General features: G+C 65.2%; 19 protein-coding genes. 4 read left to right on the forward strand and 15 right to left on the reverse strand.

Features of this window, described 5'->3' with window-relative positions; translation table 11 throughout:
- Window positions 1–3: 3 nt before the first annotated feature.
- The gene (locus tag ACQPXH_RS15355; RefSeq protein WP_433603004.1) at window positions 4–801 is read right to left on the reverse strand and encodes a HugZ family protein; all 798 of its coding nucleotides are present in this window, start codon (window positions 799–801) and stop codon (window positions 4–6) included.
- 119 nt (window positions 802–920) lie between these two features.
- Between ACQPXH_RS15355 and ACQPXH_RS15360 the strand changes: the two genes are divergently transcribed.
- The gene (locus tag ACQPXH_RS15360; protein ID WP_433603005.1) at window positions 921–2,015 is read left to right on the forward strand and encodes a hypothetical protein; all 1,095 of its coding nucleotides are present in this window, start codon (window positions 921–923) and stop codon (window positions 2,013–2,015) included.
- Window positions 2,016–2,030: 15 nt separating this feature from the next.
- Here the strand turns inward: ACQPXH_RS15360 and ACQPXH_RS15365 are convergent, their stop codons facing one another.
- The 4 genes from ACQPXH_RS15365 to ACQPXH_RS15380 all read right to left on the reverse strand — a co-directional run bounded on the left by ACQPXH_RS15365 (window position 2,031) and on the right by ACQPXH_RS15380 (window position 6,154).
- Window positions 2,031–3,281, reverse strand: a complete 1,251-nt coding sequence (locus ACQPXH_RS15365) for a lipase family alpha/beta hydrolase (RefSeq protein ID WP_433603006.1) — start codon at window positions 3,279–3,281, stop codon at window positions 2,031–2,033.
- 48 nt (window positions 3,282–3,329) lie between these two features.
- Window positions 3,330–4,334: an SMP-30/gluconolactonase/LRE family protein gene (locus tag ACQPXH_RS15370; RefSeq protein ID WP_433603007.1), complete on the reverse strand. Its 1,005-nt coding sequence runs from the start codon at window positions 4,332–4,334 to the stop codon at window positions 3,330–3,332.
- Window positions 4,335–4,985: 651 nt separating this feature from the next.
- Window positions 4,986–5,702: a metal-dependent hydrolase gene (locus ACQPXH_RS15375; protein WP_433603008.1), complete on the reverse strand. Its 717-nt coding sequence runs from the start codon at window positions 5,700–5,702 to the stop codon at window positions 4,986–4,988.
- 44 nt (window positions 5,703–5,746) lie between these two features.
- Window positions 5,747–6,154, reverse strand: coding sequence for a DUF4913 domain-containing protein (locus tag ACQPXH_RS15380; protein ID WP_433603009.1), 408 nt, complete (start codon window positions 6,152–6,154; stop codon window positions 5,747–5,749).
- Between the two features lie 271 nt (window positions 6,155–6,425).
- On the opposite strand from ACQPXH_RS15380, the gene ACQPXH_RS15385 reads away from it, so the two are divergent.
- On the forward strand, window positions 6,426–6,977 hold the full coding sequence (locus ACQPXH_RS15385; RefSeq protein WP_433603010.1) for an isochorismatase family protein: 552 nt from the start codon (window positions 6,426–6,428) through the stop codon (window positions 6,975–6,977).
- A gap of 81 nt (window positions 6,978–7,058) precedes the next feature.
- Here ACQPXH_RS15385 and katG read toward each other — a convergent pair whose 3' ends face one another.
- Both katG and ACQPXH_RS15395 read right to left on the reverse strand, forming a co-directional pair.
- Window positions 7,059–9,287, reverse strand: coding sequence for a catalase/peroxidase HPI (katG, locus tag ACQPXH_RS15390; RefSeq protein ID WP_433603011.1), 2,229 nt, complete (start codon window positions 9,285–9,287; stop codon window positions 7,059–7,061).
- A gap of 39 nt (window positions 9,288–9,326) precedes the next feature.
- Window positions 9,327–9,770, reverse strand: coding sequence for a Fur family transcriptional regulator (locus tag ACQPXH_RS15395; RefSeq protein WP_433603469.1), 444 nt, complete (start codon window positions 9,768–9,770; stop codon window positions 9,327–9,329).
- A gap of 728 nt (window positions 9,771–10,498) precedes the next feature.
- Between ACQPXH_RS15395 and ACQPXH_RS15400 the strand changes: the two genes are divergently transcribed.
- Together ACQPXH_RS15400 and ACQPXH_RS15405 are read left to right on the forward strand one after the other, a co-directional pair.
- Window positions 10,499–11,974 carry a flavin-containing monooxygenase gene (locus ACQPXH_RS15400; protein ID WP_433603012.1) on the forward strand — a complete coding sequence of 492 codons (1,476 nt, stop codon included), beginning with the start codon at window positions 10,499–10,501 and terminating at the stop codon, window positions 11,972–11,974.
- 4 nt (window positions 11,975–11,978) lie between these two features.
- On the forward strand, window positions 11,979–13,673 hold the full coding sequence (locus tag ACQPXH_RS15405; protein ID WP_433603013.1) for a GMC family oxidoreductase N-terminal domain-containing protein: 1,695 nt from the start codon (window positions 11,979–11,981) through the stop codon (window positions 13,671–13,673).
- Between the two features lie 11 nt (window positions 13,674–13,684).
- On the opposite strand, the gene ACQPXH_RS15410 is transcribed toward ACQPXH_RS15405, so the two are convergent.
- Genes ACQPXH_RS15410 through ACQPXH_RS15445 form a run of 8 tightly spaced genes read right to left on the reverse strand, consistent with a single transcriptional unit; the run spans window position 13,685 to window position 21,718 of the window.
- On the reverse strand, window positions 13,685–14,878 hold the full coding sequence (locus tag ACQPXH_RS15410) for a vWA domain-containing protein (protein ID WP_433603014.1): 1,194 nt from the start codon (window positions 14,876–14,878) through the stop codon (window positions 13,685–13,687).
- Window positions 14,875–15,519: an SRPBCC family protein gene (locus ACQPXH_RS15415; protein WP_433603015.1), complete on the reverse strand. Its 645-nt coding sequence runs from the start codon at window positions 15,517–15,519 to the stop codon at window positions 14,875–14,877. Before ACQPXH_RS15415 ends, ACQPXH_RS15410 begins: the two co-directional genes overlap by 4 nt.
- Window positions 15,520–15,532: 13 nt before the next feature.
- The gene (locus tag ACQPXH_RS15420; protein ID WP_433603016.1) at window positions 15,533–16,420 is read right to left on the reverse strand and encodes an AAA family ATPase; all 888 of its coding nucleotides are present in this window, start codon (window positions 16,418–16,420) and stop codon (window positions 15,533–15,535) included.
- On the reverse strand, window positions 16,417–17,010 hold the full coding sequence (locus ACQPXH_RS15425; protein ID WP_433603017.1) for a nucleotidyltransferase family protein: 594 nt from the start codon (window positions 17,008–17,010) through the stop codon (window positions 16,417–16,419). Before ACQPXH_RS15425 ends, ACQPXH_RS15420 begins: the two co-directional genes overlap by 4 nt.
- The gene (locus ACQPXH_RS15430; RefSeq protein WP_433603470.1) at window positions 17,007–17,894 is read right to left on the reverse strand and encodes an XdhC family protein; all 888 of its coding nucleotides are present in this window, start codon (window positions 17,892–17,894) and stop codon (window positions 17,007–17,009) included. The genes ACQPXH_RS15425 and ACQPXH_RS15430 overlap by 4 nt, the downstream gene beginning before the upstream one ends.
- A gap of 25 nt (window positions 17,895–17,919) precedes the next feature.
- Window positions 17,920–20,310 (reverse strand): aerobic carbon-monoxide dehydrogenase large subunit, encoded by a 2,391-nt coding sequence (locus tag ACQPXH_RS15435; RefSeq protein ID WP_433603018.1) that lies wholly within the window; start codon window positions 20,308–20,310, stop codon window positions 17,920–17,922.
- Window positions 20,307–20,825 carry a (2Fe-2S)-binding protein gene (locus ACQPXH_RS15440; RefSeq protein ID WP_433603019.1) on the reverse strand — a complete coding sequence of 173 codons (519 nt, stop codon included), beginning with the start codon at window positions 20,823–20,825 and terminating at the stop codon, window positions 20,307–20,309. The genes ACQPXH_RS15435 and ACQPXH_RS15440 overlap by 4 nt, the downstream gene beginning before the upstream one ends.
- Window positions 20,816–21,718, reverse strand: a complete 903-nt coding sequence (locus ACQPXH_RS15445) for an FAD binding domain-containing protein (RefSeq protein WP_433603020.1) — start codon at window positions 21,716–21,718, stop codon at window positions 20,816–20,818. Before ACQPXH_RS15445 ends, ACQPXH_RS15440 begins: the two co-directional genes overlap by 10 nt.
- Between the last annotated feature and the right edge of the window lie 34 nt (window positions 21,719–21,752).

The raw sequence follows: 21,752 nt of genomic DNA on the forward strand, positions 1-21,752 counted from the left end.
TCGTCAGCCCTCGCGCGAGCGCCGTGTCAATTCGACTGTCGCCGCACGCAATTCGCCTGCGGAATCGATCGCCGTCGCGTAGCCGACCCGGGTCCGCGCCACTCCGCGTGGCGTCACCACTCGCAGATCCAGCCCGTACCGGTCGGCGCGTTCGCAACTCGCCTCGGTCGCGTCCGGGTATCCGCCCAATACCTGCGCCATCGACAACAGCGCGTCCGCGTGATCGTCATTGAGATGTGTGATCGCCCGCCCCGCCACCGCAACCACCGGATCCGGCGCGGCCGCCAGATACTGTTCGGCGGTTGCCGAATCCATCCGCCCGTACCCACCGACCCATCGAACTCGCTGCACCCGCAACACCCACAACGAGAAATCGCTGTAATCCACGTAGTACTTCGCGGCAGGCACCGCCGCCAGATGAGCCGCACGCGCCGCCGCGGCCTCGGCACCGACCGGCCGCTCCACCACACCGGCCAGGGTGATGCGGGTACCGGCCAGCGGATCGGCAGGTACATCGGGCGACACCACCGACAGGCTGGCCCGCGGATCCGCCGCGAGATTGCGCCCGTGCTCGGCCATCCGCGAGACGCACAGCACCGGCTGACCATCCAGCAGCCCGTAGGTGACGAACGACGCCCACGGGCCGCCGTCCTCGCTCAAACTCGCCAAGGTCGCGATATTCGTCGTCGCCGCAACGGTCCTGGCCTCCTCGGCCGCCGAGGGGCGAGCGGAATTCACCACGGGCGCGGTCGGCTGTGGAATCGAAGGCGCGTCGCCGGGATCACCGTGATCGAGAGTCATACCGTCCATCCTCGCAGGGGCCTCGGCAGCGCCGACATCGCACACTGAAACGGCGAAGACCGCATCTCGAACGGGGCGATCGCGCGCGCAACGGCCGCGGATGGGCAAGACTGGCGTGCGTGACCCGATACGCATTCGACGCCGACCGCAACGCCCTTGTCGCCATCTGGGCGACCGGACGCGGCGATCTCTCGACCACGGTGGCCCAGCTGCCAGCGATAAACCATGACCAGGCAACGAGTTTGGCGTCGAATCTGACCACCCTGTCCCGGTTCCAGTGGCGCACCTATACGCATCCGGCAAGCGCCGCAGGCGATCCCGACGTTCCCAATAGCGAGGCCTGGCGGCGCGCGGAAGAACGCCGCAACTTCAAGGAGGTCGAGGCCGGAATCCGCACCCCGAACCTGCCGACCGACCACGGCCTCGTCGTTTCCTACAGCGGCGTGGTCGAATCCGCGCACCGCGTCGGGCGCACCCTGCACGCCATCGACGACTCCGCCCTGCGCGACACCATCGCCGGCGAGGTCCGCACCGAACAGGCCGCCATCGAATCCGCCGAACTCGGCGATCTGTCCGGACGCGCACGCCAAGCAGTCGAACTCTCACGCCCGGACGTCTCACCGGCCCAGGTCCAGGCCGCCGACGACCTGCTGCGCGCCGACCCCCTCGGCACCGTGGAACTGTTCACTGAACTCGACCCCGCCTCCGCATCCGTCGCGGCCGCGCACTGGCTCTACGCCGCCGCCGAAGTCGCGGGTGAACTCGCGGGCGTGCCGACCGGCGATGTGGTCGTCGAAGCCGACGATATCGAGGCACTGCAGGTCGAAACCCCGACCCTGGTACTGGAGCGTCTGACCAGCGGTGAGACACCGATCGAGATTGTCGTCGACCTCATCGCCGAGGCCATGGCCGTCTCCGAAGGACACGTGCCCGCACCATGGGCGGTGGTGGCCCGCGTCGCCGAAATCGAAGAGCAGGCACGCAAATTCGATCTCGACAGCGCCTCCCGCGCCGCCCTCCTCGATGAGTTCCGGATCAGTCGCCTCGACCCGACCCGCCCGGCCCTCGACCTCCTCGAAGATCTCCTCGACGGCATCCGCGGTTGCCTACTGCTCTACTCGGCGCACACCGCCGGCGACGACGCGGAAGTCGAAGCCCAGTTCGCCGCCGACGTCAGAGGGGAAGCCGACACCCACTCCGACCAACTGTTCTGACCCGGGCACCGCTGATCAACCACAGCGCACAGACATCTGACGCGCATCGGCGCCCAGCCAGCGGAGCAGCGCGTCGTAAACGGCGTCGTGGTTGAGCAGGGTGAAATGGTTGGCTCCGGGGAGATGCAGGCCGTTGGCATCATCGAAACCTATGCGGCGGGCCCGATTCCGGCCGGAGCCGCTGGCCGGCAGGACCAACCCGTCGCCGATGATCCGGCCGAGCGGATGACGCGGGCTGTGGGTTACCGAGGCGGTGACGAAGTAGTGGTCGGCGCAATCGAGTAGCGGTATCTCGCGAATGACTCTGCGACGCAATGCGTCCACGTCCAAGTCATGCCAATCCTCATCGACGAGCGAACCCTGGCGCAGGTCGCGAATGCCCGCGCTGCGGCGGCGCAGCAGCCGACCGAACGGCCGGGTCTCGGGTATTTTCACCAATGCGGCGGAGGCATAGTGGACGAACTGCTCCAACGGTGCACCCAAATGCGGTGATCCGAGACAGACGATCTGCCGCACCCGGCGCACCCACGGCAGGTCGGCCTGATCGGCGTCGTAGCAGGCGCCCCGCACGATCAGGCCGCCCATCGAATGTCCGACGAGTGCGATCTGCTCGACCTGCACCGGCCAGTTCTCGACCAGCCGCTGCAGCATCCCGTTCAGCAGACGAGCGTTCTCCGAGATGTGCAGCCCGCTGTTGTATCGAACCATCAGCGCCGTGCAGTCGAGATCGGCCTCGAGCCGCTCGGCATAGCTGGGCCGGCCGCCGAGCCGCCAAGCGTGTTCGGTCTCCACCAAACCGTGCAGAAAAATCACGATGCGCGGGCGCGGATTCGACACCACATCGCCGACCCACCCCGGCGCGACCGGTTCCCCATTGATTCGAAATGTCATCGGCCCGGCCAGAATCGGCAGCTCATCCTCGAGACTGTCGCCGATCAAACCCTGCAATGCCGCCAGGAATCCGGACCCGCAGACCGTGTGTGAGGGCACCGGTGCACCGGGTACGTCCACGGTGCGCTCCGCCAGCGCTCCCGCAGCTGCCGCGGTGCCGCCGACCAGCTGATACACCCCATCGGTAATCGCATCGTGCACTACCTTGACCGGCTGCGCAGCCGGTCCGACACCCAGTCGCACCGCCGCGAACACCCGGTCCGAAATGGCTCGATGAACCGCGGCGATCCCTTCGATCGCACCACCCAGTTCATCGCCCGCCAACCCGGCGAGCGCCTGCATCTCCGCCTGTCGTTGCCGCTCCGGCTCACTCATTCTTTCAGTGTACAACTGTTCACTGAGTTTTCGTGTCGAAGCGGCGGCCTAGGACGGTATTCGGCTGACTCCGACCGCCGTTTCGGTGAGGCTGCCGAGGTAGAGGGTGCCGTCGTGTTCGACAACTCCGGTGACCATGGCGTAGTCGGTGCCCTCGGCCTGCAGGTCGTGCACGACCTTGCCGTCGAAGTCGATGGCCATCACCCAGACGGTGCGCGGCGGTTTGGGCTGTACCCATTCCGGTAGCGCCCAGACGATCCGGCGCAGAATACCGGGCAGGGGAAGTAGATGGTCCAGCAATGGATTTCGTGGTGACGGCAGGGTGATCCACACCAGGCCGTCGCTGCCGAGAGCCATATTGTCGGGGAAACCGGGCAGGTTCTCGATCAGGCGGTCGTAGGTGCCCGCCTTCGGCCCGGTGAGCCAGTAGCGAGTCACCCGGTAGGCGCCGGTCTCCGCGACGAGCACGGTGGAGCCGTCGGGGGAGAGCACCACGCCATTGGCGAATTGCAGGCCGTCGATGAGGGTTTCGAGCTTGCCGGACGGATCGAGGCGGAACAGGCGGCCGGTGCCGGAATGCTCCAGCAGGTCGCCCATCCACGCGTCGAGCGGATAGCGACGCGACGACGAGGAAAAGTAGATGGTGCCGTCCGCGGCGCGAACCACATTGCTGGCGAAGGGGAGTGGTTCGCCGTCGACCTCGTCCACGAGTACCTCGATCTCGCCCGCGCTGTCCAGCCGCAGCAGGCCGCGATGGAAATCGCAGATCAGCAGCGACCCATCGGCGTCGGCATGCATACCGAGCGGACGGCCGCCGGTATTCGCCAGCAAGCTCACCGTGCCCTCCGCGGGTTCGATGCTGTAGACCGAACCGTCATCGACTCCCGCAATGATTCGCCCCTCGGCGGTGCGCACCACATCCTCAGGTGCCGCACCGGGCAGTTCGAATCGCTCGAGCCGGGGAAGTGCTGTGGCACTATGTGTTTCGCGAGCCCGGGGTGGGGCGGGCGGTGGTGTCCAGCGCTGCGGCTGCATTGTCGATCCGGCGACCATGGCTCACTTTATCCCGGTGCCGATGGCCAGTTGCCGAGAATGACCCTCAGCAACATTGTCATACGTAGATATGCGCATCTAAACATGTGTGGTTCAATTAGTGCGGCAACAACACCGTCCGGCTTCGCCGAACGCAGCACAGAAGGGCTCCTGGGGATTGCGCACCGAGTAGATCCGGTAATGAGGCCGTCGTCGATGCGCGCCGTGCGGCCGCCGGCGAATCCGCGGTTCGGATCAACCTGGTTGCCATGATCAACGCCTCCAACCGGCTCCTGGTGATCACCCAGACCAAGGGGCGGCTCGTACATGCGAGGCACGTTCGAGAGCGTGGCGAGCTGAACTGCTCGCGGGTCCCGGCCCAGGATCATTCGGGCCGGGCCCGCGGATGGGGGAGCGCTCAGAGAACCTGCGGCAGTGTCCCGAACGGGCGTCGGGCGAGGACCTGTGAGCGGTTCACGAGCAACGTATCCAGCGGAACTGCGATCTCGAGTACGCTTTGAATGCATCAGACTATATAGATATGCGTATTAGACTATGTAACCTTCCACTCTTGTCTCACCAAACCCAAACCACTCGAAAGACCGCACAGACCAGGGGAGCCTCTGGTCGCTGCGCCCGCCGAAACATCATCGGCGGGCGCATCGACTGGTCCTAGGGACTGACCGAGAAGACGTGCCAGAGCACAGCGAGCGTGGCCAGGGTGAAAAACGGTGACAGAATCCAGGTTTCGACCTTGTTCCCGGTCCGTTCGATCACCGGCACGCAGGTACGCAGCGGGAACGGCCAGAACAGTCGGCACCCCTTATCGGTGAGGCAATCACCGGCGAGGTGGGCCAGTGCTCCGAGTCCGACAGCGAACGGTAACCACGCCGGTTTATCGGCAATCCAGTGATCCATCGCGAACGTCCCTGCCGCGGCGACGATTATGACCGTCCCCCATGCCTCGATGCCCTCACCGGAGGGGCACAGATGCAGTGCCCGTACCGCCAGCGCGAGCAGGAAGAACACCAAACCGAGTGTGAAATATCTGCCGAGCCAATGCTCACCCGCCCAGGTCCCGTAGGCGACGGCGATGACGAAGGCGAACGAGTGTGTGGCGTGCCGATGTCCACCGGAGATCCAGGAAATCAAGCGGCACAGGTGATAGGAGATGGGGCCGAGCACATGCGCGATGGTGCCGTTCGGATGGTCCGCATCGGGCAGCAGCGCGGCCCCAGCCGTCAGGAAGGTACCGAGCAATACCTCGACGGCACCGAGATGCGCGTCACCGGTTGGCAATACCGGATAGACCAACGCCGAGATGGGCAGCGTAGCCGCTGCTACCGACCAGGCGAAAGCGCCACTGGTCGCATGTGAATGTCCTAGCACTACATGAAGGTTAGTTGACCACAACCCATTTCGAACAAACGAGACTAACCAGCCGATGAAAATGTATCGGGAGGAGGGGATTTCACCGAAAGCGGCCAGACGCGATCGGTGTGTCCATTGTGCATGGAACAGCCGGCGAACGGTCCGTTGGGGTCGAACAATACGTTCATATGACTGTCGGCATGGTCCAGAAACCATAGCGACAGGCCCAATTCGGCGTTGAGTCGATAGAGTTCCCAGGATTGCCAGAGCGCCTCCAGCCGCGCCACAGCCTCGGTGTGCCGCCACCATTCCGGGCACCAGGCCAGACCGTTGTCGGCCACTTTGCGCCGATAGACCTGGGCCAGGTAGTTCTCGACGAACTCCACGACCGATGCATAGACCTGTGTCCGCTGCTCTTTCACGGCGCCCCCAGGGACAGTGGCATTCCAAACAGCTTCGAGAGTAGTCACGAAATCTGCTGAGGTCCTTTGGGAAACCTTTGGAATTGCTATGCGGAGCGCCGCGAACGCGGATTCACAATGCGATCGAGGGTGTGCAGATCCGATTCCAGTGCATAGAACACACGCAGCGCGGCGACGAATGCGAAAAGGCTGACCACGCACAGGATCACGATGGGACCGATTACTGTCTGCTGCTGACCTTCGCCACCTGTGGGGTTGGCCGGGGGGGTGGGTTCGTAGTTGAGTGGGGGTACGCGTAGCTCGACCAGCAGGAGGAGACATGACCACGCTGTCGGATCGACCCAACACCGCCTTGATGGTGATAGACGTGCAGAACGGTGTTGTGGCCGAGGCATTTCAGCGAGACGCCGTCGTGGCGAATATCAGCACGCTCGTCGAGAAGGCCCGCGAGGACGGTGTTCCGATCGTCTGGGTGCAGCACTCGAGTGAGGAGCTCGTGCCGGGGACCGTGGCGTGGGAATACGTTCCGGAGTTGGTGCGTGCGGAGTCGGAACCGTTGGTGCACAAGGAGTTCGGTGATTCGTTCGAGGACACCGAGCTGGCGGAGATACTGGCGAAGGCCAGGGTGGGACATCTCGTTGTGACCGGTGCGGAGACCGATGCCTGCATCCGATCCACCATCCATGGTGCTTTCGTCCGCGGCTACGACGTGACGCTGGTCAGTGACGGGCATACGACATTCGACAAGAGCCGATGGGGTGCGCCATCGCCGGAGCAGGTGATCGACCACACGAATCTGTACTGGCGGTATCAGACGGCGCCGTCGCGCACAGCGGCCGTCGTCGCGGCAAAGGAAGTGACCTTCGGATGAAGGCACCCCCGCGAACTATGGGAGTTCGCGGGGGTGCCGGACGAGGACGACCGTCCTTGGCGGGCGGTCATTCCTCCTTCATCACACCAGGTCGAACCGGTCCAGGTTCGACACCTTGACCCACGCGGCGATGAAGTCGTTGACGAACTTCTCCTTCGAGTCGTCGGTCGCGTAGACCTCCGCGAGGGCGCGCAGCTGCGAGTTCGACCCGAAGACCAGGTCGGCGCGGCTGCCGGTCCACTTGACCGCACCGGTGGCGCGGTCCTTGCCCTCGTAGGTTCCGTCATCGGTGGCCGACGGCTCCCACTTCGTGCCCATGTCGAGCAGGTTCACGAAGAAGTCGTTGGTCAACGATCCCGGGTTCTCGGTGAATACGCCCAGCGGCGACTGCTTGTGGTTCGCGCCGAGGACACGCAGACCACCGATGAGGACGGTCAACTCGGGGCTGCTGAGGGTGAGCAGGTTCGCCCGGTCGATCAGCAGGTACTCGGCCGGGAGCCGGTTACCCTTCCCGAGGTAGTTGCGGAAACCGTCCGCGCTGGGCTCGAGCGCGGAGAAGGACTCCACATCGGTCTGGTCTTGGGTGGCGTCGGTGCGACCTGGGGTGAACGGCACCTCGACGTCGTAGCCGGCAGCCTTGGCTGCCTGCTCGACGGCCGCGGCACCACCGAGCACGACGAGGTCGGCGAAGGACACCCGGGTGTTGCCGGTCTGGGCGGAGTTGAAGGATTCCTGGATGCCCTCGAGCACGCGTACCACCTGGGCGAGTTCGTCGGGCTCGTTGCCGTCCCAGCCGGCCTGCGGCTGCAGGCGGATGCGTCCGCCGTTGGCGCCACCGCGCTTGTCGCTGCCGCGGAACGACGCTGCCGCCGCCCACGTGGTCGAAACGAGCTGCGCGACAGTCAGACCCGAGGCCAGGATCTGGCTCTTGAGTGCGGCGATATCGGCGGCCCCGACGAGGTCGTAGTCAGCGGCCGGGACCGGGTCCTGCCACAGCAGCGTCTCCTCCGGCACCTCCGGCCCGAGGTAAAGGACCTTCGGTCCCATATCGCGGTGGGTCAGCTTGTACCAAGCCTTGCCGAACTCCGCGGTGAGCTCTTCGGGGTGCTCGAGCCAGCGACGGGTGATCTGCTCGTAGATCGGGTCGATCCGCAGCGAGAGGTCCGTCGTCAGCATGACCGGAGTGTGGGACTTCGACGGGTCGTGGGCATCGACCACGGTGCCGGCGCCCGCGCCGTCCTTGGGGATCCACTGATTCGCACCGGCGGGACTATTGGTCAGCTCCCACTCGTAGCCGTACAGGGTCTCGAGGAAGCTGTTGTCCCACTTGGTCGGGGTGGGTGTCCAGGTGCCTTCCAGGCCGCTGGTGATCGCGTCTTTGCCGACACCGGTGCCGAAGGCACTCGTCCAGCCCAGGCCCTGCTCTTCGAGCGGGGCGGCCTCGGGCTCGGGACCGACGAGTCCGGCATCGCCGGCGCCGTGGGTCTTGCCGAAGGTGTGGCCACCCACGATCAGGGCCGCCGTCTCGATGTCGTTCATGGCCATGCGGCGGAACGTCTCGCGGATGTCGACGGCCGCGGCGAGCGGATCCGGATTGCCGTTGGGGCCTTCAGGGTTGACGTAGATCAGACCCATTTGGACTGCGGCCAAGGGGTTTTCGAGGTCGCGGGTGCCGGTGTAGCGTTCGTCGCCGAGCCAGGTCTGCTCGGGACCCCAGTACACGTCCTCCTCGGGCTCCCACTGGTCGACGCGGCCGCCACCGAAACCGAAGGTCGGAAAGCCCATGTCTTCGAGTGCCACATTGCCCGCGTAGACCATGAGGTCGGCCCAGGAGAGCTTCTTGCCGTACTTCTTCTTGACCGGCCACAGCAGGCGCCGGGCCTTGTCGAGGTTTCCGTTGTCCGGCCAGCTGTTGAGCGGGGCGAAACGCTGCATACCCGCACCGGCTCCGCCACGGCCGTCGCTGATCCGGTAGGTGCCCGCGGCATGCCAGGCCATCCGGATGAAGAACGGTCCGTAGTGACCGAAGTCGGCGGGCCACCAGTCCTGGGAGGTGGTCATAACCTCCACGATGTCGGCCTTCACGGCAGCCAGATCGAGGGTTTTGAATTCCGCGGCGTAGTCGAAATCCGCGTCCATCGGGTTGGCTACGGCCGGGTTCTTCTGCAAGATCTCGAGGTTGAGCTGGTTCGGCCACCAGTCACGGTTGCTTCCGCCTTCGGCTGGGGACTTGAGGCGACCGGTGACGGGGCAACCACCGGCGGCGGGTTCGGTATTGGCCTCTCCGATGGGCGGATGTTCTTCAGGCACGGCAATTCCTTTCGGGGGAGTGAGTGAATCGGGCTGTGATCACGGGTGTGATCCGGACATTTGCGCTGCCGAGCAGTCGGGGCACAGGCCCCAATAGATGACCTCGGCCTCATCGAGTACGAATCCGCTGTCGTGTGATGCGGTCAGGCAGGGAGCCTCGCCGACGGCGCAGTCGACATCGGCGATGACGCCGCACGAGCGGCACACCGCATGGTGATGGTTATCGCCGACTCGCGTTTCGTAGCGCGCGATGGATCCCATTGGCTGGATGCGCCGCAGCAGACCGGTGGCCGTCAGCGCGCGCAACACGTCGTATACCGCCTGATGGGATACCGCACCGACCGTCGCGCGTACATGACCGAGGATCGAGTCCGTATCGGAGTGCGGATGCTCGTGCACGGCAGTCAGCACGGCAATCCGCGGCGCCGTCACGCGCAGCGACACCCCGCGCAACATACGCTCGAATTCCGGAGTCGTGGACACATTCAAGAGTATGACTCATTCAAGTCTCCACGGGGAGGGTTTTCCGAAATCTCGAGACGATCCACAGCTTCGGCTGGTCTCCGGATCCTGCCGCACCCTGCCGAACCCCACAATCCGCTGCCGGTTCGAGGTTGTGGTTATTGGGAGGGGAGCGGCGGATGAACTGTGAGCGGCGATCGTCATGACGTTTACTTGACATAATGTTGATTATCGGCGTTACAACGGAGGGGCTGGGAGTGGGCGGCTCGTGTTGTATGACGTTGGCATGTATGGGATTTCGGGACTCTGCCTGCTGAGCGGCTGGCCGGCTACCGGCGACTCCTGCGCACGGAACATGTGCTGCGAATGCGCGGTGTCCCCTTGTTGCCCGATTCTGCTGATGTAAATATTTCGGGCGATCATGGATTCTGACGGAAGAACGTTGGATCCGCCGGAACCCTCGGATCTCGACCGTTTGAGCCCGGCTCCCCTCTGTATCCGTCAGCACCTTTAAATCGTCACGTGACGATTTAAAGGTGCTGTGCAAGGTGTGGCCAGTCGGATTGGCTTCTGGCACCCGCAAAACAGATCCAATCATCAAGCAGTGCCCTCATGCAAAACCCGTATAACCCGATCCCACCGTAAATCGTCACAGTGACGAATGAAGCACCACTCTATGGCCGAAAATGTTGATTTCCTGGCCGCGGTGCTCTCCCGGCAACTGTGTCACCGTTCATACAGTTGTCGACATGACTAGCACTCCGTCCGTGCTCATCGTCGGCGCCGGATTCGGCGGCCTCGCGGCTGCGCTGGAGCTGAAGCGCCGCGGCCACGACGCTTTCGCCATTATCGACAAGGCCGACGGGCTCGGCGGAGTCTGGCGGGACAATACGTATCCCGGTGCCGCCTGTGACGCACCATCGGATCTGTACTCGTTCTCCTTCGCACCTAATGCGCACTGGCCGAAGCGTTTCGCCGAACAGCCCGACATCCTCACCTACATGCATGATGTCGCGCGCCGCTACGATCTCGACAAGCACATGCGTTTCGGTGTCGAGGTCGACTCGGCGGACTTCGATGCCGACCGTGGCATCTGGCAGGTGCGCACGACCGCGGGTGAGCTGCTCGAGGCGGATGTCTTTGTGCCTGCGGTAGGTCAGCTTTCGCGTCCGGTGTGGCCGAATATTGCGGGTATGGATTCGTTCACCGGGGATGCGTTCCATTCGGCGCGCTGGGATCACGAGGTCGAGCTGTCCGGTAAGCGGGTCGCGATCATCGGCACCGGTGCGAGTGCGATTCAGATCATTCCGGCGATTCAGCCGAGGGTCGGGCAGTTGACGGTGTTCCAGCGGTCGGCGCCGTGGATCATTCCGAAGATCGAAAGCTATTACGCGCCACCGAAACTCAGTGCGCTGGACAAGCTGTCGATCGTGACGAAGTTCCCGCTGATCCAGCGCGCGGAGCGGTTCGGCTGGTATTCGTTCTACGAGTTGGTGAGTTCGGGACTGGAGGGCAACGGCCGCATCGCCGATGTGATCTCGGGGTGGGCGGACCGGCATCGGGCTTCGCAGATCTCTGATCCCGAACTGCTGGCGAAGATGACGCCGGATTACGAGGCCGGCTGTAAGCGCGGGCTGATGGCGAGCAACTATTACCCGGCGGTGGCGCAGCCGAATGTGCACGTGGAGACCTCGCATATCGCCGAGATCACGCCGACCGGTGTGCGCACCGAGGACGGCACGCTGTACGAGGTCGATGTGATCGTGCATTGCACCGGATTCAAGGCCACGGAGTTCTTGGCGCCCATGGCGATTCGCGGGATCGGTGGTAAGGAGTTGCGCGAGGTGTGGTCGGGCGGTGCGCGGGCCTACAAGGGCCTCACCGTGCCGCATTTTCCGAATATGTTCATCATGTACGGGCCGAATACCAACCTCGGTGCGGGTTCGATCATCTACATGCACGAGCGGCAGGCGCGTTACCTGCGCCAAGCGGTGGAGCACCTGCGCGAGGTCGGTGGTTATCTGTCGGTGCGGCCGGAGGTGGAGGCGCGGTTCGACGAGGAGATCCAGGGGCGGCTCGAACACACGGTGTGGACCAAGTGCACCAGTTGGTATCGGGAGGCCAGTGGCCGGGTGACGGCGAACTGGCCGGGCCGGATGAGTGAATACGACAAGCGGACGCATTTCGATGTCCGCGACTACGAGCTGGTTCGGACCGGAAGGTGATCCCATGACGCACTATGACGTGCTGGTGATCGGTTCCGGTTTCGGTGGCAGTGTCAGCGCGCTGCGGTTGACCGAGAAGGGCTATCGGGTGGGTGTCCTGGAGACGGGGCGGCGCTTCGCCGATGACGAATTCGCTGAGAACTCCTGGCATCTGCGCGAGTATCTGTGGGCGCCGAAATTGGGCTGCTTCGGTATTCAGCGGATGACGCTGCTGAACGACACCTTCATCATGAGCGGTGCGGGTGTCGGTGGCGGTTCGCTGGTTTACGCGAACACGCTGTACGAGGCGCCGGATACCTTCTACGGCGATGAGCAGTGGGCGCATATCACCGATTGGAAGTCCGAGCTGGCGCCGCATTACGACCAGGCCAAGCGCATGCTGGGGGTGACGACCAATCCGGCGACGACGCCGTCGGATCGGGTGCTGCGGGCGGTCGCCGAGGATATGGGTATCGGCGATACCTACCGTCGCACGCCGGTCGGAGTGTTGTTCGCGGATAAGGAGACTCGGCCCGGGGCTGCGGTCGCGGATCCGTTCTTCGGTGGTATCGGACCCGAGCGGCGCTCGTGCACGCACTGTGGTGAGTGCATGACCGGGTGTCGGCACGGGGCGAAGAACACCCTGGTGAAAAACTATCTGTATCTGGCGGAGCAGGCGGGCGCGACCGTGCATCCGTTGACGACCGCGGTGTCGGTGCGGCCACTGTCCGGTGGCGGGTATGCGGTCGATACCGTGCGCACCGGGCGCTGGGTTCGCAAGGCGAAGCAGACCTTGACCGCCGATCAGGTGGTGTTCTCCGCGGCCGCGCTGGGCACCCAGCAGCTGCTGCACAATCTGCGGGATCGTGGTGTGCTGCCGAATATTTCGCCGCGCCTGGGTCATCTGGCGCGCACGAATTCCGAGGCGGTGCTGGCGGCGCGAACACGAGACAGGGATTCGGATTTCACCAGGGGTGTCGCTATCACCTCCTCGATCCATCCCAACGCCTACACCCATGTGGAGCCGGTGCGTTATGGCAAGGGCAGCAATTTCATCGGTCTGTTGACGACGGTGCTGGTCGACGGGCAGGAGGGTAAGCGTCGCTGGGTGCTCGGTCTGCGGGAGATGGTGCGGTATCGGCGGGATCTGCTGCGCATGCACAATCCGGCGCACTGGTCCGAACGGATGATCGGGCTGCTGGTCATGCAGAACGTCGACAATTCGATCATCACCTATAACAAGCGCGGTCTGTTCGGTAAGCGGATGACCACCAAACCCGGTGCGGGACAAGCGCCTCCGGCGTGGATTCCGGAGGGCAACGAGGTCGCGCGGCGGGTCGCCGAGAAGATCAACGGCATTCCGCAGGGCTCCTGGACCGAGATGGCCGATGTTCCGATCACCGGGCACTTCATCGGTGGCTGTGTGATCGGCGACTCCCCCGATGCCGGCGTGGTCGACCCGTATCAGCGGCTCTACGGTTACGAGGGGCTGCACATTGTGGACGGTTCGACGATCTCGGCGAATCTCGGGGTGAACCCGTCGCTGACCATCACCGCGCAGGCCGAGCGCGCGATGTCGTTGTGGCCGAACAAAGGTGAACATGATCAGCGTCCGCGGCTGGGTGCGCCGTATCGGCGGATCGATGCGATCGCGCCGAAGAATCCGGTGGTGCCGGAGTCGGCGCCGGGCGCGCTCCGGCTCCCGATTACTCCGGTATGACCCTTTTGGGTTCAGTTCGCCGATGCCAGGGCTTGCAGGAACTCGTGCATACCCGCCAGCGTGTGTGCGGGCATCATGATGTCGCAGTACGGCAGGGCCGCCGCCATCGCACCGGTGGTCGGCTGGAATCGGGAGTCGCCCGCGCGGGGATTGAGCCAGATCACGCGCCAAGCCCGGCGTCGGATCCGGGCCATCGCTCGGGCGAGGACATCGGGGGTGTCGCTGTCCCAGCCGTCCGAGGCGATGACGACGACGGCGCCGCGTACCGCGTTACCGGACGCGGTCGTGAGCAGTGTGCCGAGGCACCGTCCGATATGCGTGCCGCCGTAGCGGTCGATCACCTTGTCGTTGGCCCTGGCCACCGCGACATCCGGGGAACGGTGTGCCAGCACCGGGGTCAGCCTGGTCAGCGAGGTGGAGAAGGCGAATACCTCGGGTCGATCGGGTGTGCGGCGCTGCATCGCGGCTCGCATCAGGTGTAGGTAGATCGTCGAATACGGTCGCATGGAGCGGCTGACGTCACAGATCATGACGATTCGGCGCGGGCGGCTACGGGGACGGGTGCGGACCAGGACCGCCGACTCCCAGCCGGTGCGGCGGGAGTTGTGCATCGTGGCCCGGAAGTCGATCCGTTTGCCGTGTGGTTGGTTTTCATACCGCCTGCTGCGGCGTTGTGGCCAGTGCGCCGATGCCTGCTCGAGCCAGGCACCGACCGTGCGCAGATCGTCGGGATCGAAGTGGTCGAACGGTTCCTGTGCTCGTGCCGCGAATCTGCTCGGCAGTGCGTCCGGCACCGTCACACCTTTGTCGGTCGATCGGTCGGTGCCGGTCCCTGATTGCAGTGTCGCCCAAGGGACCACACCGCCTTGCCGACTCTGCCCCCGACCGCCCGTACTCGGGGCCGACATGTGTTCGGTGGGCAGTCGGTGCGTTCGGCTCGGCGGGTCCACACCGAGCACCGCATCGGCGAACACCGTGGCGAAGACCGCGTCGAAGGCGGTGAGGTCCTGCATGCGATCGACGAGTGTGAGTCGCGCGGCCCAGTAGAGTTCGGTGCGCGACCACGGTGGCATGCGGCGCAAGGCTTGTACGAACAGCGCGGGCCCGCTCGGTGCGACCGCGACGCCACCACGGCGCAGCCGTGCGACCACCGCGACAGCGAATGCGGCCAGATCGACTCCGCGCAGCATTGCCGCGCGTGTCATCGCTTCCCGCGCATCCGTCTGCGTAGCAGGATGATTGCGAGCACGGACGCCAGCGCGAGCGCGATCGCGGGCGCGTACTTCTTGATCATCGCGGGTCCGGCGAGATCGACGAGGTCCAGTGGTGCCGGTTCGGTTTGTGTGACCGGCTGCGGCCGCATCTCTGGGCTGTCGGGCCCAACCACTGGGGCGGCCGAATCGCTCGCCGCGAGTTTCGCTTCGAGGGACGTCACGAATTGGCCGAGGAGTTTCTCGGACACCTGCTGCAGCACTCCGCTGCCGAGTTGGGCGAGCTTGCCGACGATCTTGAGGTCGGTGTCCACGGTGACGCGGGTCTTGCCGCCGTCTTCGCGCAGTTGCGTGGTGATGGTCGCCGCCGCGTTTCCGGATCCGCGTGCATCGCGGCCGGTGCCGTTGATGACGGCGCGATGGTCGTGTTCGTCGCGCTCGACGAAGTTCGCTTTCCCGGTGAATTCGCTGGTCACCGGGCCGACTTTGACCTTCAGTTTGCCGAGGAAGTCCTGTCCCTGCCAGCCGACCATCTGTGCGCCGGGCATGAGCGGGACCACCTGTTCGAGGTCGGTCAGCACCTGCCATGCCTGCTCGACGGGTGCGTTGACGGTGAATTCGTTGGCGATCTTCATCGGAGTGTCCCTCTCATCCGGTGGCCAGGCTTCGGGTGTATTCGATGAATGCCGTGTGCACGGTGGCTCGGTCGTCGGGTGTCTTCGCCAGTGCGCTGAGCGCCGCGAGCGCCTCCGGTGCGGTGAGATCGGCGACGTCGAGTGTTGCCAGCGCGGCGATCCAGTCGATGGTTTCGGCGACGCCGGGCGGCTTGTCGAGGTCGAGGTCGCGGGCGCGGCCGACGAATCGGGTGGCGTGTTCGATCAGCGCGTCGGTTGCCCCGGGCACGGTGCGTCGCACGATCGCGACCGCGCGGGTCGGCTCCGGGTAGTCGATCCAGTGGTAGAGGCAGCGCCGCCGCAGCGCGTCGTGCAGGTCGCGACTGCGGTTGGAGGTCAGCACCGCCAGCGGCGGGTGTTCGGCGGCGAAGGTCCCGAGTTCGGGTACGGTCACCGTGGCCTCACCGAGGAATTCGAGCAGCAGCGCTTCGAATTCGTCGTCGGCGCGGTCGATTTCGTCGATCAGCAGCACCGGGGGTGTAGGGCCGCGATATCGGGCACAGCGCAGGATCGGGCGGTCGACCAGGAATGCCTCGGTGAACAGCTCGGCTTCGGTGAGGTCGGCGCCGCGCGCCTCGGCGAGCCGGATGCTGAGCAGTTGACGCTGGTAGTTCCAGTCGTACAGCGCTTCGCTCACGGTGAGTCCCTCGTAGCACTGCAGGCGGATCAGTGGTGCGTCGAGCACGGTGGCCAGGGTTTTGGCTGCCGTTGTCTTGCCCACTCCTGGTTCGCCTTCCAGCAGCAGCGGCCGACCCAACGTGGTGGCCAGATAGACGGCGGCGGCGGTCCCGGTATCGAGCAGGTAGTCGTCGGCGTCGAATCGTCGGACCACGTCCTCGATATCGTCGAACGGCGACATCATGGCGACGTGGCGGCGCGCAGGCGCTCGTAGTCGTCCCAGGTGTCCACATCCAAGGGCATCGCTGCGTCGACGTCGAGTCCGGACACCGGGACGCGGCCGGACTCGATGAGCTTCCACACGGCTTTGTCGCCGCGCAATCGGGCCGACTCGCCGAATACGCTGCGACTCAGCCAGAATGGATGCCCGATACCGTCGTGGTAGCGGCAGACCGTGATCGCCGTGGACTTTCCTTCGGCGATCAATCGCTCGACCGTTGCCGCCGACAGACCCGGTTGATCCCCGAGCATCAGCACAATTCCGGCGGCACGGGGGTGCACCAGGGGCAGGGCCGAACGCAACGACGACGAACAGCCCGAACCGAAGTCCTCGGCCATCACCACCTCCAGTCCGGCGAGATCGACCTGCTGCCGGATCGCTGTGGCCGCGCCGCCGAGGGTGACGATGATCTGGTCGAAAGCGCAGGTACGCACCACGTCGAGGGTGGCGCCGAGGACCGTCGTATTCCGGTACGGCAGTAGCTGTTTCGCAGTGCCGAGGCGGCGTGAAGCTCCTGCGGCGAGTACGACTGCGGTGACGAACTCGATTGTCATGAGCTCGTCTTCGCGAAGGAGGTGCGGCAGCCGGAGCTGCAGAACCAGTGGTCGACATCGCCGATGGTGAGATGCGGTGTGTCCGGCCCGACCGTCACGATCATGCCGCACACCGGATCGAGCACCTCGACCGCGACATCCATCGTGCGGGGTGTCACGGCCAATCCGTCTTTGCGGATCGCCTGGATCACTTGCGCGACAATCGAGACGGCGATCTCCGCGGAGGTTTTGGCGCCGATCGGCAAACCCACCGGGGTGCGCACGCGCGCCCGCTCGGCGTCGGTCAATTCGAGTTCGTCGAGAATCGACGCCCCCCGAATCCTGCTGGCCACCAACCCGATATAGCCCAGACCCGCATCGAGCGCGGCTCGGATCAGCTCGGCTTCGGGGCCACCGTGACTGGCGATCACCATCGCCGTCGTATCGGCCAGCGAATCCGGTGAGTCGGTTCCGGCGACACTGCGCTGCACTCCGAATCCGACCAGTTCGCACATGTCGGCCAAGGCGTCGGCGATGGGTGTCGCGCCGCAGATGCACACCAGCGGTGCCGGGATCCGCGGCTCGAGGAATATCTCCAACGCGCCGCCGGACAGACAGGGATTCACCACGACCGCCGCGCCGGGTGCTTCGGGAAACTGCAGGTCACCGTCGGGCAGCACGCGCAGTAGCACACTCTCGTGCGATTGCAGGGCGCCCAGCGCCGCCTTGCGGACCGAGTTCTGGGCGCACTGGCCGCCGACGAACCCTTCGATCGTTCCGTTCTGCAACAGGATCGCTTCGTCTCCGGCGTGCGCGGAGGTCGGTTGCTGCGCGCGCACGACGGTCGCGTGCACGAACGGAGTCCGGGTGCGAACCAATTGCTGTGCGCGCTCGCTCATCTTCATCGGTGATCCCATGGCCGGTACCTACTCAGATCGGCGGTGTGGCCCGCCCCTGCATCGCTTCCCACACCCGCGACGGCGTCAGCGGCATGTCGGCGTGGCGAACTCCGAACGGCGCCAACGCATCCACCACGGCGTTGACCACCGCTGCCGGCGATCCGACCGTGGCCGATTCGCCGATGCCTTTCGCGCCGATCGGGTGGTGCGGTGAAGGGGTGACCGTGTAGCCGGTCTCCAAGTGCGGAACTTCGAGTGCGGTCGGGATGAGGTAGTCCATCAGGGATCCGCTCAGGCAGTTGCCGTCCTCGTCGAAGGCCATGATCTGCATCAGCGCCATGCCGATGCCGTCGGTGATGCCGCCGTGCACTTGGCCCTCGATGATCATCGGATTGATCCGGGTGCCGCAGTCGTCGACGGCGAGGAAGCGCCGCACCTGCACTACGGCTGTCCCTGGGTCGATGTCGACGACGCAGAAATACGCACCGTAGGGGTAGGTGAGATTCTCCGGGTTGTAGCAGATCTGCGCGTCGAGTCCGCCCTCGATGCCTTCGGGCAGATCTCCGGCGCCGTGTGCGCGCATCGCGATCTGCTGGATCGTCACGGCCGCGGACGGATCGCCCTTGACGTGGAACGAGCCCTTTTCCCACTCGAGGTCGGCGATGGAGACCTCGAGCATGCCGGATGCGATGATCCGCGCCTTGTCGCGCACCTTGCGCGCCACCAGTGCGGCTGCGGCGCCCGAGACCGGTGTCGAGCGGCTGCCGTAGGTGCCCAGGCCGAACGGAGTCTGATCGGTATCGCCGTGCACCACGTCGATATCCTCCGGCGGGATGCCGAGTTCTTCGGCGACGATCTGGGCGAAGGTCGTCTCGTGCCCTTGCCCCTGGGTCTGCACCGCGATGCGCACAACGGCTTTGCCGGTCGGATGGATGCGCAGCTCGCACCCGTCGGCCATCCCGAGTCCGAGGATGTCCATATCCTTGCGCGGACCCGCACCGACGGCCTCGGTGAAGAAGGACATCCCGATGCCCATCAGCTCGCCGCGGGCGCGCTTGTCCTGCTGCTCCTTTCGCAAGGCGTCGTAGCCGATCATGTCCATCGCCAGGCGCATGGTCTTCTCGTAGTCGCCGGAGTCATAGACCCAGCCGGTTTTGGAGGTGTACGGGAACTGCTCGGGGCGAAGGAGATTGCGCAGCCGCAGTTGGGCCGGGTCCATCTTCAGTTCGTGGGCGAGGCAATCGACCAACCGCTCGACGAAGTAGACGGCCTCGGTGATCCGGAACGAGCACGCGTAGGCGACGCCGCCGGGGGCCTTGTTCGTGTAGACCGCGGTCATCTTGCAGTAGGCGGCCTCGATGTCGTAGCTGCCGGTGAAGACGCCGAAGAAGCCGGCCGGATACTTCAACGGCGCGGCGGTGCCGTTGAAGGCGCCGTGATCGGCGAGGACGGTCGACCGGATGGCCAGGATCTTGCCTTCGGCGGTGGCGGCGATCTCGCCGACCATGATGTAGTCGCGGGCGAATCCGGTGCTGGTGAGGTTCTCGCTGCGATCCTCCATCCACTTCACCGGTTTGCCCAGCAACAGTGACCCGACGATGGCGCACACGTATCCCGGATAGATGGGTACTTTGTTGCCGAACCCACCGCCGATATCGGGTGAGATCACCCGGATCTTGTGCTCGGGCAGCCCGGCCACCAACGCGTAGAGGGTGCGGTGGGCATGTGGTGCCTGACTCGTCGACCACAGGGTGAGCTTGCCCGTCACGGGATCGAGATCCGCGACGGCACCGCAGGTCTCCATCGGGGCGGGATGCACTCGCGGATAGACGATCTCTTGTTTCACGACCACATCGGCGCGCGCGAACACCGCATCGGTCGCGGCGGCGTCGCCGGTCTCCCAGTCGAAGCAGTGGTTGTCGCGTTTGCCCTCGAGATCGTCGCGGATCACCGGCGTCCCGGGTGCCAGCGCGGTCCGGGCGTCGATCACCGGATCGAGCATCTCGTAGTCGACGTTGATGAGTTCCAACGCATCCCGGGCTGAATAGCGGTCCTCGGCGACGACGAAGGCCACCTCTTGGCCCTGGAACCGGACCTTGTCGGTGGCCAGCACCGCTTGCACATCGTTGGACAGCGTCGGCATCCAGGCCAGTCCCTTCGCCGCCAGATCCGCACCCGTGACAACCGCCCTGACCTTCGGATGTGCTTGTGCCGCGGAGATATCGACGCTCACGATCCGGGCGTGCGCGAACGGGGAACGCAGGATCGCCAAATGCAGCATGCCGGGCAGCGATACGTCGTCGACGTAATTGCCGTGTCCGCGGATGAACCGCGGATCCTCTTTGCGCAGCATCCTGCCGTGACCGCACGGCTTGTGGTCGTTGTCGACACGGTCTTCGGGCCGGGATTCGACGGCTGTCATGACGGGGTCCCTACCGGTGTAGGTGGGGCGGCGGGTTCGGGCTCGACCGCTTCGCCGCGTTGTTTCGCCGCGGCCCACTGGATCGACCGCACGATGGTGGTGTATCCGGTGCAGCGGCAGATCTGACCCGAGATCGCCTCGCGGATGGTCTGCTCGTCGGGGTTCGGGTTGCGGTCGAGCAGGGCGCGGGCGGTGATCATCATGGCGGGCGTGCAGAATCCGCATTGCAACCCGTGGCACTGCATGAAACCCTCTTGCACGGGATCGAGCCGGCCGTCCACCTCGAGTCCCTCGACGGTGCGCACCGCACGACCGCCGGCCATGACGGCCAGCATCGTGCACGACTTCACTGGTTCGCCGTCGACCTCCACGACACAGGCGCCGCAGTTGCTGGTGTCACAGCCCCAGTGGGTTCCGGTGAGGCGCAACTGATCTCGCAGGAAGTGCACGAGCAGGGTGCGTGGCTCGACCTGCGCGGTCACCGGCTCGCCGTTGACGGTCATGGTTACCTGCATGGCTGATTCCCTTCCGGCGCAGGGTGATTCAGTACGCGATCGACCGCGGTGCGCAGCACGCGAATCGTCAGTTCGGACGCGAGATGGCGTTTGTAATCCGCGCTGCCGCGCGCATCGGAGACAGGTGAGCACGCCGCGCTCGCCCGGCGGCCCGCTTCCGCGAAGACCTTCTCGGTGGGCGGCTCACCGATGAGCACGTCCACCGAGGAGGCCAGCGCCGCCGGATCGGGGTCGACCGCGGTCAGGCCGATCCGTGCGGCCGCTATCGCCTCGCCGCGCAGGGTCACCGTCGCGCCGGCCGCCGCGATCGCCCAGTCGCCGACGCGACGCGCCACCTTCGCGTAGGCGCTCGATGTCCGATGCCGCACCGGGATTCGGATCTCGATCAGAAGTTCGTTGTGCGACATGGCGGGTTCGTACGGGCCGACGAGGAAGTCGTCCATCGCGATCTCTCGGTCGCCGGACGGTCCGCGCACCAGGCAGGTGGCACCGAGGACCGTGCAGACAGTGCACAGATCTTCGGCGGGATCGGCCTGACACAGTGAGCCACCGATGGTGCCGCGGTTGCGTACGATCGGGTCGGCGATCACGCGCTCGGCGTCACGGAAGATCGGGCACACCGTGGCGAGGTCGTCGGATTCCAGTACATGCCGATGCCGGACCATCGCGCCGATGCGCACCAGGGTCGGATCTGTGACGATGTAGCCCAGTTCGGCGGCCAGGTCGTTGATGTCGATGAGATATTCCGGATTGGCCAGCCGCAGCTTCATCATCGGCAACAGGCTGTGCCCGCCCGCGACGATGCGCGCCTCCTCCCCGAGCCGGTCCAGTAGTGCGACGGCGTGATCCACGCCCGTTGCGCGCTCGTATTCGAATGGCCCAGGAACTTGCATGTGATCGACCTCACATCGGTGGGAATGGGCCAAG

Origin of the sequence: Nocardia sp. CA-135953 (genome assembly GCF_050955735.1) — a bacterium.
Lineage (GTDB): Bacteria > Actinomycetota > Actinomycetes > Mycobacteriales > Mycobacteriaceae > Nocardia.

Excerpts from the sequence above, each read along its gene's own strand:
- ACQPXH_RS15365 (WP_433603006.1), bottom strand. The coding sequence starts at position 3,281 with ATGAGTGAGCCGGAGCGGCAACGACAGGCGGAGATGCAGGCGCTCGCC.
- ACQPXH_RS15425 (WP_433603017.1), bottom strand. The coding sequence starts at position 17,010 with ATGACAATCGAGTTCGTCACCGCAGTCGTACTCGCCGCAGGAGCTTCA.
- ACQPXH_RS15430 (WP_433603470.1), bottom strand. The coding sequence starts at position 17,894 with ATGAAGATGAGCGAGCGCGCACAGCAATTGGTTCGCACCCGGACTCCG.
- ACQPXH_RS15435 (WP_433603018.1), bottom strand. The coding sequence starts at position 20,310 with ATGACAGCCGTCGAATCCCGGCCCGAAGACCGTGTCGACAACGACCAC.
- ACQPXH_RS15355 (WP_433603004.1), bottom strand. The coding sequence starts at position 801 with ATGACTCTCGATCACGGTGATCCCGGCGACGCGCCTTCGATTCCACAG.
- ACQPXH_RS15405 (WP_433603013.1), top strand. The coding sequence starts at position 11,979 with ATGACGCACTATGACGTGCTGGTGATCGGTTCCGGTTTCGGTGGCAGT.
- ACQPXH_RS15415 (WP_433603015.1), bottom strand. The coding sequence starts at position 15,519 with ATGAAGATCGCCAACGAATTCACCGTCAACGCACCCGTCGAGCAGGCA.
- ACQPXH_RS15410 (WP_433603014.1), bottom strand. The coding sequence starts at position 14,878 with ATGACACGCGCGGCAATGCTGCGCGGAGTCGATCTGGCCGCATTCGCT.
- ACQPXH_RS15400 (WP_433603012.1), top strand. The coding sequence starts at position 10,499 with ATGACTAGCACTCCGTCCGTGCTCATCGTCGGCGCCGGATTCGGCGGC.
- ACQPXH_RS15385 (WP_433603010.1), top strand. The coding sequence starts at position 6,426 with ATGACCACGCTGTCGGATCGACCCAACACCGCCTTGATGGTGATAGAC.
- ACQPXH_RS15420 (WP_433603016.1), bottom strand. The coding sequence starts at position 16,420 with ATGATGTCGCCGTTCGACGATATCGAGGACGTGGTCCGACGATTCGAC.
- ACQPXH_RS15445 (WP_433603020.1), bottom strand. The coding sequence starts at position 21,718 with ATGCAAGTTCCTGGGCCATTCGAATACGAGCGCGCAACGGGCGTGGAT.
- ACQPXH_RS15370 (WP_433603007.1), bottom strand. The coding sequence starts at position 4,334 with ATGGTCGCCGGATCGACAATGCAGCCGCAGCGCTGGACACCACCGCCC.
- ACQPXH_RS15440 (WP_433603019.1), bottom strand. The coding sequence starts at position 20,825 with ATGCAGGTAACCATGACCGTCAACGGCGAGCCGGTGACCGCGCAGGTC.